This window comes from Nitrospirillum iridis (assembly GCF_014205765.1).
Classification (GTDB): Bacteria; Pseudomonadota; Alphaproteobacteria; order Azospirillales; family Azospirillaceae; genus Nitrospirillum; species Nitrospirillum iridis.
Genome location: NZ_JACIIZ010000008.1, coordinates 212,431 through 224,734, shown reverse-complemented (window position 1 = coordinate 224,734; position 12,304 = coordinate 212,431). Strand labels below are relative to the sequence as shown.

Genomic DNA, 12,304 nt, shown 5'->3' with positions numbered 1-12,304 from the left:
TGTTTACCTGACAAAACGTCAGGAGATCATGACATCATGTCCTTCGCCGGCCTCTTTCCGCCCGCCACGCGGCGCTACCTCGTCACCTCCGCCGTCTCCGCAGCCTTCTACGTCCTGTCCATCAAGGCCATCAGCTGGGGCCAGCCGCAGTTGAGCGGGCCGGTGTTGTGGGGGGCCATCCTGGTGCCGGCGCTCTGCATCGCCGTCCAGCTGTGGGCGACGCTGCGGCTGATGGCCCAGGTGGACGAATTCATGCGGGCGTTGTTGGCCAGGCGTTTCATCATCGCCGCCTGCCTGGCCTTTATCGTCGCCAGTACCTGGGGTTTCATGGAGACCTTCGCGCAGGTGGAACACATGCCGGGCTTCATGGTCTATGCCGTCTTCTGGGTGGCCTTCTGCCTGGTCTCCCCCTTCATTCGGACCAGCCACTGATGCGCAACACCCTGAAAGTGCTGCGGGCCGAGCGCGCCTGGACGCAAAACGACCTGGGGGAACGGCTGGGGGTGTCCCGCCAGGCGGTCAACGCCCTGGAGACGGAGAAGCACGACCCATCCCTGGATTTGGCCTACCGCATCGCCGCGCTGTTCGATCTGCCGGTGGAGGCCATTTTCCACAATCCCCACCGGCCGGTGGACCAGGCCTGACCGTCAGCTGAAAAGCCCGGCCTGATAGTCGCGGATGGCGGCGATGATCTCTTCGCGCGTGTTCATGACGAAGGGGCCGTGGGCCACCACCGGTTCGGCGATGGGGGCGCCATGGCCGAACAGCAGCACGGCGTCATCGGTGGCGGTGATCTCCACCGCGTCGCCCTCCAGGCTCAGTTCCACCAGCTGGTGGGCGGGGGCGGTGCCGCCCCCCACGGCGATGGCGCCGCGCACGACATAGAGGAAGACGGTGCGGCCCTCCGCCCCGTCGAAGCGCACGGTGCCGCCGGGGGCCAGCGTCACGGTGGTCATGAAGATGCCGGTCAGTGACCGGATGGGCCCGGTCGCGCCGCCCCAGGACCCGGCGATCAGGTTGACGGTGCCGCCCGGCGTGGGCAGGGCGGGGATGGCGTCCCGCTGCAGGCCGGTATAGCCGGGATCGCTGAACTTCAGCCGGGCCGGCAGGTTCACCCACAATTGCAGGATCTCCATCGGCCCGCCCCGGCGGCGGAAGTCGGCCGGGGACAGTTCGGAATGCACGACGCCGCGCCCGGCGGTCATCCACTGCACGCCGCCGGCCTTGATAACGCTTTCATGGCCGGCGCTGTCCGCGTGGGTCAGTTCCCCGTCCAGGATGAAGGTCACCGTCTCGAACCCGCGGTGGGGATGGGGGCCGAAGGGCAGGCCCCGGTTGTGCGGCGGATAGACCTGCGGCCCGTGGTGGTTCAGGAACAGGAAGGGACTCAGCTGCGGCAGGGCGGGACCCGGCAGGGGGCGGCGGGTCACCAAATCAGCGATGTCGTCGCGATAGGCGGCATGCAGGCCCGTCAGGGTCTTCAGGCTGTTTGCGGGCGTGGTCATGGGCGTGGTCATGGGGGGACGATCCTTCCGGGGCGCTGTCCGGCACGCCCGCATCGTCTTACATTTAGGGCGACACGCGGTGTGGCGGTAGCCTGCGGCATCGGCACGGACTGTTGCGCGCCGGGAACGATGCGGTCCCCAGGGCGCGGTCCCCAGGGCGCGGTCCCCAGGGCGCGGGCGCCGGGGTGTTTTCGGCCCGGGTGTTTTCGGGTTGACCCTGCGGCGGGTATGACAGATGGTACCGCTATCATATGATTTATATGTATCTGCCTTAAAAAAAACCTTCAGGGGGAACACCATGAAGACGCGCGGGCGGCCGGTTATGGGCGCCACTCAAAAACATGCCGGTCGCCGCCATGTCGGCCTGGCGCTGGCCGCCACCCTGGGCGCCGCGGCGGCGATGCTGGCCGGACCGGTGTCAGCCGACACCTTGAAGTCGCCGGTGGTCGTCGACCAATCCAACAAGACCCAGGAACAGACCCTGGTGGTGGAGCCCTACGGCCCCAACATCGTCCGCGTCACCGTCAGCCTGAAGAAGGACGCGGCCCTGGCCGGCCCGGGCTATGGCGTCATTCCCGGCGCCAATGCCACCGGCTGGACCGAGACGAAGGATGAGCGCGGCGACACCGTGCTGAAGTCCGGCCAGATGTCGGCCACCATCGTCGGCTGGCACCCCAGCCCGCATGCCGTGCCGCCGCAGCAGACCGCCGTGGACATCGGCCGCTATTTCGGTGGCACCACCAACGGCGCCCACGTCACCTTCAAGGACGCGTCGGGCAAGACCATCCTGGACTTCACCGGCTGGTCCATGGGCATCCCCAATTTCAAGGATGGCAACAGCCAGCTGCTGCACGACCGCCGGCCCACGGATGATCAGTTCTACACGGTGAATGGCGTCTTCGCCTCGCCGGATGATGAGCATTACTACGGCCTGGGCCAGAACCAGGAAGGCTACCTGGATCATCGCGGCCATGTCGTCCGCTGCTGGAACGACTACAACGCGCCGGGGGGGCAGAGCACCTGCGTGCCCTTCATGATCACCAACTACGGCTACGGCATCCTGTGGGACAACCCGTCGAAGACGACCATCGAGCCGGGCTTCAACGAGGTCACCCGCTGGACGTCCGAGGTGGGCGACCGCGTTTCCTTCTTCGTCATCTCCGGCAAGACGCCGGATGAAATCTATGCCGGATACCGCCAGCTGACCGGCGTCACGCCCATGCTGCCCAAGTCGGCCTACGGCTATATCCAGTCCAAGCAGCGCTACCGCTCGCAGCAGGAAGTGCTGGACGTGGCCAAGGGCTATCGCGAGCGGCACATTCCGGCCGACGTGCTGGTGGTGGACTGGTTCTATTACACCATCATGGGCCAGTTCGATTTCGTGCCGGAGCTGTGGCCGGACCCCAAGGCCATGAACAAGCAGCTGCACGACATGGGCTTCGAGACCATGATCAGCGTGTGGCCGCGCTTCACCGCCGATGGCCGCTATTACGACATGCTGAAGAAGAAGGGCTGGTTCCTGAGCCAGGCCGACGGCACGCCCACCGATGGCCTGCCCTATGACAAGGCCGGGTCGGACATCGACACCACCAACCCCGACGCCGCCAAATGGTACTGGAACACCATCCGCGACAACATCCTGAGCCAGGGCTTCGACAGCCTGTGGTCGGATGAGACGGAGCCGGACTTGCCGCCCAATGGCAGCTATCTGCACATCGGGCCGGGCACGAAGTACTTCAACGTCTATCCGCTTTTCCACACCGGCGCGCTCTATGACGGCTTCCGCCGCGACTTCAAGGACAAGCGCACGGTCATCCTGTCGCGCGACGCCTATCTGGGGGTGCAGCGCAACGGCGCCATCGTCTGGTCGTCCGATATCACCCCCACCTGGGACGCCTTCAAGCGCCAGGTGCCCACAGGCCTGGACTTCGCCGCCAGCGGCATCACCTACTGGAGCAACGACACCGGCGGCTGGCAGTACCTGCCGGGCGAGCACAAGCCGGCCAAGGCGCCGCTGCTGGACCCGACGCCGGCGCGCGGCGTGGTCGGCGGCTACGACGACTATCCGGAGCTGTATACCCGCTGGTTCCAGTACGCGACCTTCCTGCCGGTGCTGCGCACCCACGGCAGCCGCCCGGCCAATGAGATCTGGTCCTACGGTCCCGACGCCCAGGCCATTTTGGAAAAGTACGTGAAGCTGCGCTACCAGCTGATCCCGTACATCTACTCCCTGGGCTACAAGACCTATCAGACCGGCGCGCCCTTCCTGCGGGCCCTGCCGCTGGACTTCCCCAACGATCCGGCCGTGACCGACATGCGGGACGAATACATGTTCGGCCCGGCCCTGCTGGTGACCCCGGTGACGGAACAGGGGGCGACCACCCGTCAGGTCTATCTGCCGGCCGGCAGCGACTGGTACGATTTCTGGACGGACAAGCGCTACACCGGCGGCCAGACGGTAACGGTGGCCGCCCCCATCGACCGCATCCCGGTGTTCGTCAAGGCGGGCTCCATCCTGCCGCTGGGCTCCCCCATCGAGAACACCCACCAGAAGCAGACCATCGCCAAGGTCAAGGTCTATCCCGGTGCCGACGGCCACTTCACCCTGTTCCAGGACGACGGCTTCACCTATGCCTACGAACAGGGTGGTGGCACGGTCACCCAGCTGAGCTGGAGCGAGGCCACCCACAGCCTGACCCATACCGGCGGCAAGGGCTGGAGCGAGCCCGACGCCAAGGTGGTGGACGTCGTGCAGGCCAAGTAAGCGGCCGGCACAGGGGTTTGACGGAAACGGGGCGGGTCGTTGGCGATCCGCCCCTTTTTTATTTTGCTGTGACCCGTGTGGTTGATGCGCCCGCTGGAATGGGGCTTCAATCCAGGTCCCCAACGATGAGAAGCCCGATGACCGACCTGTCCGCCTTCCCCATCACCACGCGCTGGCCGGCCCAGCATCCCGACCGCATCCAGCTCTATTCCGTGCCCACGCCCAACGGCGTGAAGGTTTCCATCATGCTGGAGGAAACCGGCCTGGCCTATGAGCCGCACGCCATCAACATCGGCCAGAACGAGACCTGGACGCCGGAATATCTGTCGTTGAACCCCAACGGCAAGATCCCCGCCATCATCGACCCCAACGGGCCGGAGGGCGCCCCCATCGCCCTGTTCGAATCGGGCGCCATCCTGGTCTATCTGGCGGAAAAGACGGGCAAGTTCATCCCGGCCGGCGCCACCGCGCGCTATGAGACGCTGCAGTGGGTGTTCTTCCAGATGGCGGCCATCGGCCCCATGTTCGGCCAGGTCGGCTTCTTCCACAAATTCGCCGGCAAGGACTATGAGGACAAGCGTCCGTTGAAGCGCTACGTCGACGAGTCCAAGCGCCTGTTGGGCGTGCTGGAGGGCCGTCTGGCCGGCCGGCGGTGGATCATGGGCGATGACTACACCATCGCCGATATCGCCACGCTGGGGTGGGTGCGCGGTTTCGTCGGCTTCTACGGCGCCGGCGACCTGGTGGATTACGCCAGCCTGACCCACGTGCCCGCCTGGCTGGAACGGGGCCTCGCCCGCCCCGCCGTGCAGCGCGGCCTGGACATCCCCAAGCGGCCGGGGTGAGGGCATGGCCGCGGGCCAACTGAGCTACTTCCGCGGCCGGTGGCCAGAGGAGGTTGTTCCCGAGGGCTTTCCGGAATGGATGCTCTATGAGGTGGACAGAGACGGGGACAATGTCCTTCGCTGGGTCGAAGTGTTCACGGACGGTAAGATCGAACGGAACAGCGTGTCCCTTGAAGAACAGTGGGGAGCTTCTTGTCCCTCCCTGCTCGACAGTTCCTTCGAGGAAATCATCGGAATGAGTGTGGTTCACCCCATTCTGAAAGCTGACTTCGAGGCGCTGTGGAACCAGGGCGTGGACACCCCGTTCTGGGAGGTGGGGAAGCCTAGATAGCCTCCGCGTTCAGCGCCGCCCGCCAGTGGGCGGCGCGGTCCTTCAGCTGGGCGCGGGCCAGATAGGCGCTCTCCTCCGGTTCCAGCCGTTCCAGCACCTCGAAGCTGAAGGTGGCGGCACCGTGGGCGGTCCAGGCGGCCTGCAGGCCCCGGTGGGTATGGCCGCCGTGGCGCAGGCTGAACCACAGCCGGTTCTGGATGGTGTCCAGGGTCGGCGTGGGTCCCACCCAGACGGTGCCGGGCAGGGCGGCGCAACGCAGGGCGTAGATGCCGGGCTCCCCCTCCCGCTTCTTGTAATCGGCGATGGCCGCCTTCCTGTCCTGTCCCTGCATGACCCACCTATTTTACCCGGGTAATATCTCGACCTTATAATACCCGGGTAAAATAGGGTCAAGCCTCCCACCGCACATGCTATGCGGCTGCCAAGTTTGTCGCGGGGCCGCTGACTTTCGCCGGGCCAGCCCCATATCAGGCAGCGGCCCACCCGCCAAAGCCACCCACGGTCCGACCCCGGCCTTTACCGGGGCGGCCGGCACCCCAGCAGAAGAGGGTTCCCCCATGACGCAATCGGCACAGTCATCCACCCCCACCGCCGTCATCATCGGCGCCTCCCGTGGCCTGGGCCTGGCGCTGGCCCAGGAATATCTGGCGCGGGGCTGGCAGGTCATCGGCACCGTGCGTCCCGACTCGCCGCCGGGGGCGCTGCACCGGGCCGCCGAGGCGTCCCAGGGCCGCCTGACGGTGGAGACGGTCGACATCGTCCATGCCGACCAGATCGCGGCCCTGCGCCAGCGCCTGGCCGGCCGCCGGGTCGATGTCCTGTTCGTCAACGCCGGCGTCACCAACGACCCGGCGGAGACGATCGGCCAGGTGTCGACGGAGGAATTCAACCGGGTGATGGTGACCAACGCCCTGGCGCCCCTGCGCTGTGTCGAGGAGCTGGGCGGCCTGGTGACCCCCAAGGGCACCATCGCCGTCATGTCCTCGGGCCTGGGCAGCGTCGCCAACAACGTCGGCGGCGGGTGGGAGGTCTATCGCGCCAGCAAGGCGGCGGTGAACACCCTGATGCGCTCCTACGCCGCCCGCCAGCCGGCCGGCGGCCGCACCCTGCTGGTGATCGCGCCCGGCTGGGTGCGCACCGACATGGGCGGGCCGGCGGCCATGCTGGACATTTCCGACAGCATCCCCCGCGTGGTCGACGTGGTGACCGCCCAGGCCGGCAAGTCTGGCCTGCAGTACCTGGATTATCAGGGCCAGACCGTCCCGTGGTGAGCCGTCAGGGAGCATGAGGGCATGAGCAAGATCGCATTCCTGGGCCTGGGCGGGATGGGCGCCCGCATGGCCGCGAACCTGATCAAGGCGGGCCACGCCGTCACGGTGTGGAACCGCTCCCCCGGCCCGGTGGCGGGCCTGGTGGCACAGGGGGCCACGGCCGCCCCCAGCCCGCGCGCGGCGGCGGAGGGGGCGGAATTCGTCCTCGCCATGGTGGCCGACGACATCGCGTCCCGCGCCGTCTGGCTGGATGGGGAGACCGGCGCCCTGGCCGGCCTCGCCCCCGGCGCGCTGGCCATCGAGTGCAGCACCATCTCCCCCGCCTGGGCGGGGGAGATGGTGGCGGCGGTGACCGGCGCGGGCGCCGCCTTTCTGGAGGCGCCGGTAGTGGGCTCCCTGCCCCAGGCGCAGGAGGGCAAGCTGATCATCCTGGCCGGCGGTGACGCGGTGGCCTACGCCCAGGCCCAGCCGGCGCTCGCCCCCTTGGCATCGGCCATCCACCATGTCGGGCCCGTGGGGCGGGGTGCGGTGCTGAAGCTGGCGGTGAATAGCCTGCTGGGCATCCAGCTGGCCGCCTGGGCGGAGATGATGGGCTTCCTGGGCAAGGCCGGGTTCGACGGGCCCGCCGCCCTGGACATCCTGGCGACCCTGCCCGTGGCCAGCCCGGCCGCCGCCAACTATGCCCGCATGATGCTGGCCGGCGACTTCGCCGTGCGGTTCCCCGTTGACCTGATGGCCAAGGACTTCCGCTACGCGACGCACGGGGCGGACGCGGTCAAGGCCGACACCCCGGTGGCGGATGCGACCCTGGGGGTGCTGGAACGCGCGGCGGAGGCCGGCTTCGGGGCGGACAACGTCTCGGCCCTCATCCGCCTGTATACCGTACAGTGACGCCCTCAACCGCCGGGCGCCGGCGTCCGGCGGCTTGGCTTGTCCTCGTTTTCCAGTTTGCTGGCGTTCCCCGGAAAACTCCGGCGGACGCGGTCGCGTCCTACAGCGGTATGAGGCATGTCTCATACCGTTGGCATCAAGCTTCGGCGGCTGGCCGGGGCCGCGCGGGCCGCTGGGCCAACGCGATGCCCAGCACCACCAGGCCGCCACCCACCAGATGGTAGGGGTGCAGCACCTCGCCCAGCAGCAGGGCGGCCAGCACGGCGGTGGTGATGGGCAGCAGGTTCATGAAGATGGCGGTGCGCCCCGGTCCCAGATGCTTCACCCCCTGCATCCACAGCACCGGCGCCAGGATGGAGGTCGGGATGCCGGCATACGCCACCATGGCGATGGTGGCGGGCGTGGCCGGTGCCGATGGCGCCATGAGATAGCCCGGCAGCAGGAAGACCAGGCCCGCCGCCACCTGGGCATAGAGCGATGTCCACACCGGCAGGGGCAGGGGCCAGCGCTTCAGGCAGACGCCATAGGCCGCGTAGGCGAGGCAGGCACCCAGCATGAGGGCGTCGCCCCGGCCCACGCCGTGGGACCACAGGCGGCCATAATCGCCCTGGCCCAGCACGAACAGGATGCCGGCCAGTGACACCAGCCCGCCGACCACGGCCAGGGGGCCATGCCGCTGCCGCAGCCACACGGCGCTGATACCCAGGGTCAGCAAGGGCACCAGCGCCACGAAGATGCCGATGTTGGTGGCGCTGGTGCTGGCCGCCGCGTAGTAGGCCAACCCCTGGTACAGCGCCATACCCAGTAGGCCCAGAACGACGATCTGGGGCAGGTGCCGGCGGATGACCGCCCGCCGCGCCCAGCTGCCCCGCAGGCAGAACGGCGTCAGCAGCACGAACGCCAGGAACCAGCGGTCGAAGGCGATGACGCTGGGCGGGATGGCGCCGGCCGAGGCCCGGGTCACCAGGTTGTTGCCGGTCCAGATCAGCACGGCCATCAAGGGGAAGGTCAGGTATAGGCGGGGTGTCATGGCGCTTGTCCTCATGGGACGGCGACCCTAATGCCGCACGCGGCCGGACTGTAGAGCGACTTTGCCACGGCAGGTATCAGTCCAGGCCACTGGCTGGCCGGCCGGGCGAATGCCGCCAGGCGGGGCGGGTGAGATGCGCGGTGAAGAAATCAGCCAGAGCCTCTACCTTCGCGGGCCGGGCCCGGGTGGTCGGCGTCACCAGGTACAGCCCGCCCAGGGGCAGCGACCAGCCATCCAGCACGGTCACCAGCCGGCCATCGGCCAGATACTCGGCGGCCACGAATTCCGGAAGCTCGGCGATGGCCAAGCCATCCAGCACGGTGGGCAGCAGCGCCTCCGCATTGGTGGTGCGCAGAGGCCCGGTGGGGGTCACCACCGCCTCCTCCCCCGCCGGTGTGGCCAGGCGCCAGACATCCTGCCGGGCGCGGTAGGCGTAGCCCAGGCAGTGATGGGCCGCCAGCTCGCCCGGATGGTGGGGCCGGCCATAGCGATTGATGTAGGCGGGGGCCGCCACGATGTGCCGCGCGATCGGGCACAACTGGCGGGCCACCAGCGAACTGTCGGGCAGCACGGCGATGCGCAGGGCGGCGTCGAAGCCCTCACCGATCAGATCCACCACCGCGTCGCTCAGGTGCAGGTCGACGGTGATCTCCGGATATTCCCGCAGGAAGGCTGGGATCAGCGGTGCCACCCAGCGCACCCCGAAGGTCATGGGGACCGCCAGGCGCACCACGCCTCGGGGCCGGGTGGACAGCTCCCGCGCCGCGTCCTCCACCGCCTCCGCCTCGGCATAGAGGCGCGACGCCCGCGCGGCCAGGGCGGCCCCCACGTCGGTCAGGGCCAGACGGCGCGAGGTGCGGTTGAACAGGCGGGCGCCCAGCCTGTCCTCCAGCCGGCTGACGCCGCGCGACACGGTGGCGACGGAAACGCCCATGGCGCGGGCGGCGGCGGCGTACGACCGCTCCTCCGCCACCTTGGCGAACATGGCCAGGCCTTCGAAATCCGGCACCTTGGTCATCGCGAAACCGACATCATCAAACCTGCAACGATAGTTTTCAGTCCTTTCTATTTTGAAATGACGGCTTTGGCGACATCTTTCACCCATCAGCCGCCCACGACGCGGCGGCGGTCACCAAGGCACTGAAAGGAAAGATGAAATGGCTCGCAAACTTGAAGGTAAGATCGCTGTTGTCACCGGCGGCACCAGCGGCATCGGCTTCGCCACCGCCCAGGCGTTCGCCGCCGAAGGCGCCCGCGTCTTCGTCACCGGCCGCCGCGAGGCGGAACTGCGCGCGGCGGTGGCGGCCATCGGGCCCAACGCCACGGGCATCCAGGCCGACAGCGCCAAGCCGGCGGACCTGAACCGCCTCTATGAACAGATCAAGGCCCAGGCCGGGCGCATCGACGTGCTGTTCGCCAACGCCGGCGGCGGCAGCATGCTGCCGCTGGGCCAGATCACGGAGGAGCATTACGACGATATCTTCGGCCGCAACGTGAAGGCCGTGCTGTTCACGGTGCAGAAGGCGCTGCCCCTGCTGGTCGACGGCGCATCCGTCATCCTCACAGGCTCGATCGCCGGCAGCACCGGCACGGCGGCTTTCAGCGTCTACGGCGCGTCGAAAGCGGCGGTGCGCAGCCTGGCCCGCGGTTGGACCCTGGACCTGAAGGAACGCGGCATCCGTGTCAACGTCATCAGCCCCGGCCCCGTCCGCACGCCAGGTCTGGTGGAACTGGCCGGCCCCGATGCCGCCCAACAGCAGGGACTGCTGGACTACATGGCCAGCCAGGTGCCGCTGGGCCGCGTGGGCGAGCCGGAGGAGATCGCCAAGGCCGTCCTGTTCCTGGCGTCGGACGACAGCCGGTATGTGGCGGGCGCCGAGCTGTTCATCGATGGTGGCCTGGCCCAGGTCTAAGGGGCTGGCTTGCGACAAGGGTGCGGCCCCGGGGAGCTTTCTTCCCGGGGTCGTCGGCCTTGGGCAAAGTGGCCCCCTGCTCGCGATGATGGGCTGGTATATCAAGGGGGCGTCTCTTCTTGATCTTCCGGGAAACCGACCCCATGCCCTATCTCTGGCTGGAATCGCTGCACGCCGCCGCCGCCGTCACCTTCGTGGCCGGCCTGTTGGCCGCCGCCCTGCTGCTGGCCTTCGTGCCCAGCGCCGATGCCGTTTCCCCGGCGTTCTGGCGGGCGGCGCGGGCCTGGCACCGCTGGGTGACGGGGCCGGCCATCCTGCTGGTCTGGGGCCTGGGCCTCACCCTCGCGCTGAAGGGGGGATGGCTGCCCGCCGCCGGGTGGCTGTGGGCCAAGCTGGCCCTGGTCACGGCCTTGTCCGGCCTGCATGGGGCGCAAGCCGGGGCGTTGCGCCGCCTGGCCAACGGGCAGGAGGACAGGCGCGCGGCCTTCATCCGCTTCATCCCCGCCTTGATCGTGCTGGCGGTGGTGGGCATCCTGTTCCTGGTGATCGCCAAGCCCTTCTGAAGGCGGCTTTTCCTTATGCCGTGGGCCGCGCGCGCGCCCGGCCCGTGCCGAAAGGGCGCGCTGTCACAAAGCGGTAAGATATCAGGGCATTGACGTTGGCCGTTTTTGCCCGGCATCACAGAGGCCGGGCGGCGGCGGGACCGCCCCGTTTTGCGGGAGGGGCCATGGGCACGACGCGCGCGGCGGCGGACATCAGTGAGGAACATGGCCTGATCTGCGGGTTCCTCATCCGCGGCGGGACGGTGACGCCTGTCCCCTGGCCGGGCATCTCCGCCGCCATGGCCCAGGCGGACGGCCTGGTCTGGCTGCATTTCAACCTGGTGGACGTGCGGGCGCGGCAATGGATCGAGGCCATGCCCACCCTGCCGCGCGGCGGCCGCCAGGCCCTGCTGGGCCAGGACAGTCATTTCCGTCTGGAACCGGCGGGGGAGGAGGGGCTGACCGGTGTGCTGGCCGATCTGCACCACCGCTTCGACGATCCGGCCGGCGGCCTGGGCCAGCTGCGCATCTACATGGAATCCCGCCTGGTGATCACCGCCCGGCGTCAGCCGCTGATGGCGGTGGACCAGCTGCGCCGGTCCATCGCCCAGGGCTTGGCGCCCGTCAGCGCGGTGGACCTGGTCGCCCACCTGATGTTCCACCTGACCGACACCGTGGCGGCGGAGGTCAGCGAACTGGCCGACGACGTCGATGACGTGGAGGACGCCCTGCTGGCCGACCGGTTGGAGGATGAGGGGGAGAAGCTGGGCCGCATCCGCCGCACCTCCGCCCGCCTGCGCCGGCACCTGGGGCCGCAGCGCACCGCCTTGAACGTGGCGCTGGGCCGCATGCCCCACTGGTGTGGCGGGGAGGATCGCTCCCGCCTGCGCCAGGGGATCGACCGTCTGGAAGGTGTCAGCCAGGATCTGGACCTGGTGCAGGAGCGCGCCCGGCTGTTGCAGGACGAGCTGTCCAACCGCTTCAGCGAGGCCACCAACCGCAACCTCTACGTCCTGTCCATCGTCACCACCATCCTGCTGCCGGTGAACCTGATCACCGGCATCTTCGGCATGAACGTGGGCGGATTGCCGTGGAGCGGCCATGACGCCGGCTTCCTCTGGGTCTGCGGCGTCATGATCTTCACGATCGTGGCTTCCCTGGTGGTGCTGCACTGGCGGCGGTTGTTCTAGCCGCATCGACCTGCGCCCTGGG

At 68.4% G+C, this 12,304-nt stretch carries 14 protein-coding genes; 10 read left to right on the top strand and 4 right to left on the bottom strand.

Annotated features, from left to right (window positions below; translation table 11 throughout):
- Positions 1-36 precede the first annotated feature (36 nt).
- Together FHS74_RS15795 and FHS74_RS15790 are read left to right on the top strand one after the other, a co-directional pair.
- Positions 37-432, top strand: a complete 396-nt coding sequence (locus FHS74_RS15795; protein ID WP_184802214.1) for a hypothetical protein — start codon at positions 37-39, stop codon at positions 430-432.
- Positions 432-644 carry a helix-turn-helix transcriptional regulator gene (locus FHS74_RS15790; RefSeq protein WP_184802212.1) on the top strand — a complete coding sequence of 71 codons (213 nt, stop codon included), beginning with the start codon at positions 432-434 and terminating at the stop codon, positions 642-644. The genes FHS74_RS15795 and FHS74_RS15790 overlap by 1 nt, the downstream gene beginning before the upstream one ends.
- A gap of 3 nt (positions 645-647) precedes the next feature.
- Here FHS74_RS15790 and FHS74_RS15785 read toward each other — a convergent pair whose 3' ends face one another.
- A complete protein-coding gene (locus FHS74_RS15785; protein ID WP_184802210.1) occupies positions 648-1,517 on the bottom strand; it encodes a pirin family protein in 870 nt (289 codons plus the stop codon).
- Positions 1,518-1,803: 286 nt separating this feature from the next.
- On the opposite strand from FHS74_RS15785, the gene FHS74_RS15780 reads away from it, so the two are divergent.
- The 3 genes from FHS74_RS15780 to FHS74_RS15770 all read left to right on the top strand — a co-directional run bounded on the left by FHS74_RS15780 (position 1,804) and on the right by FHS74_RS15770 (position 5,445).
- Complete coding sequence (locus FHS74_RS15780; RefSeq protein ID WP_184802208.1) at positions 1,804-4,269, top strand: glycoside hydrolase family 31 protein; 2,466 nt, start codon at positions 1,804-1,806, stop codon at positions 4,267-4,269.
- Positions 4,270-4,406: 137 nt separating this feature from the next.
- Entirely contained in the window at positions 4,407-5,114 is a 708-nt protein-coding gene (locus FHS74_RS15775) for a glutathione S-transferase N-terminal domain-containing protein (RefSeq protein WP_184802206.1), read from the top strand.
- Between the two features lie 4 nt (positions 5,115-5,118).
- The gene (locus FHS74_RS15770; protein WP_184802204.1) at positions 5,119-5,445 is read left to right on the top strand and encodes a hypothetical protein; all 327 of its coding nucleotides are present in this window, start codon (positions 5,119-5,121) and stop codon (positions 5,443-5,445) included.
- On the opposite strand, the gene FHS74_RS15765 is transcribed toward FHS74_RS15770, so the two are convergent.
- Positions 5,438-5,776: a GIY-YIG nuclease family protein gene (locus FHS74_RS15765; RefSeq protein WP_184802202.1), complete on the bottom strand. Its 339-nt coding sequence runs from the start codon at positions 5,774-5,776 to the stop codon at positions 5,438-5,440. The genes FHS74_RS15770 and FHS74_RS15765 overlap by 8 nt on opposite strands.
- A gap of 226 nt (positions 5,777-6,002) precedes the next feature.
- Between FHS74_RS15765 and FHS74_RS15760 the strand changes: the two genes are divergently transcribed.
- Positions 6,003-6,716 carry an SDR family NAD(P)-dependent oxidoreductase gene (locus tag FHS74_RS15760; protein WP_184802201.1) on the top strand — a complete coding sequence of 238 codons (714 nt, stop codon included), beginning with the start codon at positions 6,003-6,005 and terminating at the stop codon, positions 6,714-6,716.
- Positions 6,717-6,737: 21 nt separating this feature from the next.
- Entirely contained in the window at positions 6,738-7,607 is an 870-nt protein-coding gene (locus FHS74_RS15755; protein WP_184802199.1) for an NAD(P)-dependent oxidoreductase, read from the top strand.
- A 136-nt stretch (positions 7,608-7,743) separates the two neighbouring features.
- Here the strand turns inward: FHS74_RS15755 and FHS74_RS15750 are convergent, their stop codons facing one another.
- Positions 7,744-8,637 (bottom strand): DMT family transporter, encoded by an 894-nt coding sequence (locus FHS74_RS15750; protein ID WP_211106328.1) that lies wholly within the window; start codon positions 8,635-8,637, stop codon positions 7,744-7,746.
- Positions 8,638-8,713: 76 nt separating this feature from the next.
- Positions 8,714-9,655, bottom strand: coding sequence for a LysR family transcriptional regulator (locus FHS74_RS15745; RefSeq protein ID WP_184802195.1), 942 nt, complete (start codon positions 9,653-9,655; stop codon positions 8,714-8,716).
- A 139-nt stretch (positions 9,656-9,794) separates the two neighbouring features.
- On the opposite strand from FHS74_RS15745, the gene FHS74_RS15740 reads away from it, so the two are divergent.
- The 3 genes from FHS74_RS15740 (at position 9,795) to FHS74_RS15730 (ending at position 12,282) form a co-directional block, all read left to right on the top strand.
- Positions 9,795-10,550 carry an SDR family oxidoreductase gene (locus FHS74_RS15740; protein ID WP_184802194.1) on the top strand — a complete coding sequence of 252 codons (756 nt, stop codon included), beginning with the start codon at positions 9,795-9,797 and terminating at the stop codon, positions 10,548-10,550.
- 119 nt (positions 10,551-10,669) lie between these two features.
- Positions 10,670-11,113 (top strand): CopD family protein, encoded by a 444-nt coding sequence (locus FHS74_RS15735; RefSeq protein WP_184802192.1) that lies wholly within the window; start codon positions 10,670-10,672, stop codon positions 11,111-11,113.
- Positions 11,114-11,277: 164 nt separating this feature from the next.
- The gene (locus FHS74_RS15730; RefSeq protein WP_184802190.1) at positions 11,278-12,282 is read left to right on the top strand and encodes a CorA family divalent cation transporter; all 1,005 of its coding nucleotides are present in this window, start codon (positions 11,278-11,280) and stop codon (positions 12,280-12,282) included.
- Positions 12,283-12,304: the final 22 nt, after the last annotated feature.

What these genes read in the sequence shown, in the direction of transcription:
- FHS74_RS15730 (WP_184802190.1), top strand. Translation starts at nt 11,278, where the DNA reads ATGGGCACGACGCGCGCGGCGGCGGACATCAGTGAGGAACATGGCCTG.
- FHS74_RS15755 (WP_184802199.1), top strand. Translation starts at nt 6,738, where the DNA reads ATGAGCAAGATCGCATTCCTGGGCCTGGGCGGGATGGGCGCCCGCATG.
- FHS74_RS15795 (WP_184802214.1), top strand. Translation starts at nt 37, where the DNA reads ATGTCCTTCGCCGGCCTCTTTCCGCCCGCCACGCGGCGCTACCTCGTC.
- FHS74_RS15740 (WP_184802194.1), top strand. Translation starts at nt 9,795, where the DNA reads ATGGCTCGCAAACTTGAAGGTAAGATCGCTGTTGTCACCGGCGGCACC.
- FHS74_RS15745 (WP_184802195.1), bottom strand. Translation starts at nt 9,655, where the DNA reads ATGACCAAGGTGCCGGATTTCGAAGGCCTGGCCATGTTCGCCAAGGTG.
- FHS74_RS15790 (WP_184802212.1), top strand. Translation starts at nt 432, where the DNA reads ATGCGCAACACCCTGAAAGTGCTGCGGGCCGAGCGCGCCTGGACGCAA.
- FHS74_RS15750 (WP_211106328.1), bottom strand. Translation starts at nt 8,637, where the DNA reads ATGACACCCCGCCTATACCTGACCTTCCCCTTGATGGCCGTGCTGATC.
- FHS74_RS15780 (WP_184802208.1), top strand. Translation starts at nt 1,804, where the DNA reads ATGAAGACGCGCGGGCGGCCGGTTATGGGCGCCACTCAAAAACATGCC.
- FHS74_RS15785 (WP_184802210.1), bottom strand. Translation starts at nt 1,517, where the DNA reads ATGACCACGCCCATGACCACGCCCGCAAACAGCCTGAAGACCCTGACG.
- FHS74_RS15770 (WP_184802204.1), top strand. Translation starts at nt 5,119, where the DNA reads ATGGCCGCGGGCCAACTGAGCTACTTCCGCGGCCGGTGGCCAGAGGAG.
- FHS74_RS15775 (WP_184802206.1), top strand. Translation starts at nt 4,407, where the DNA reads ATGACCGACCTGTCCGCCTTCCCCATCACCACGCGCTGGCCGGCCCAG.
- FHS74_RS15765 (WP_184802202.1), bottom strand. Translation starts at nt 5,776, where the DNA reads ATGCAGGGACAGGACAGGAAGGCGGCCATCGCCGATTACAAGAAGCGG.
- FHS74_RS15760 (WP_184802201.1), top strand. Translation starts at nt 6,003, where the DNA reads ATGACGCAATCGGCACAGTCATCCACCCCCACCGCCGTCATCATCGGC.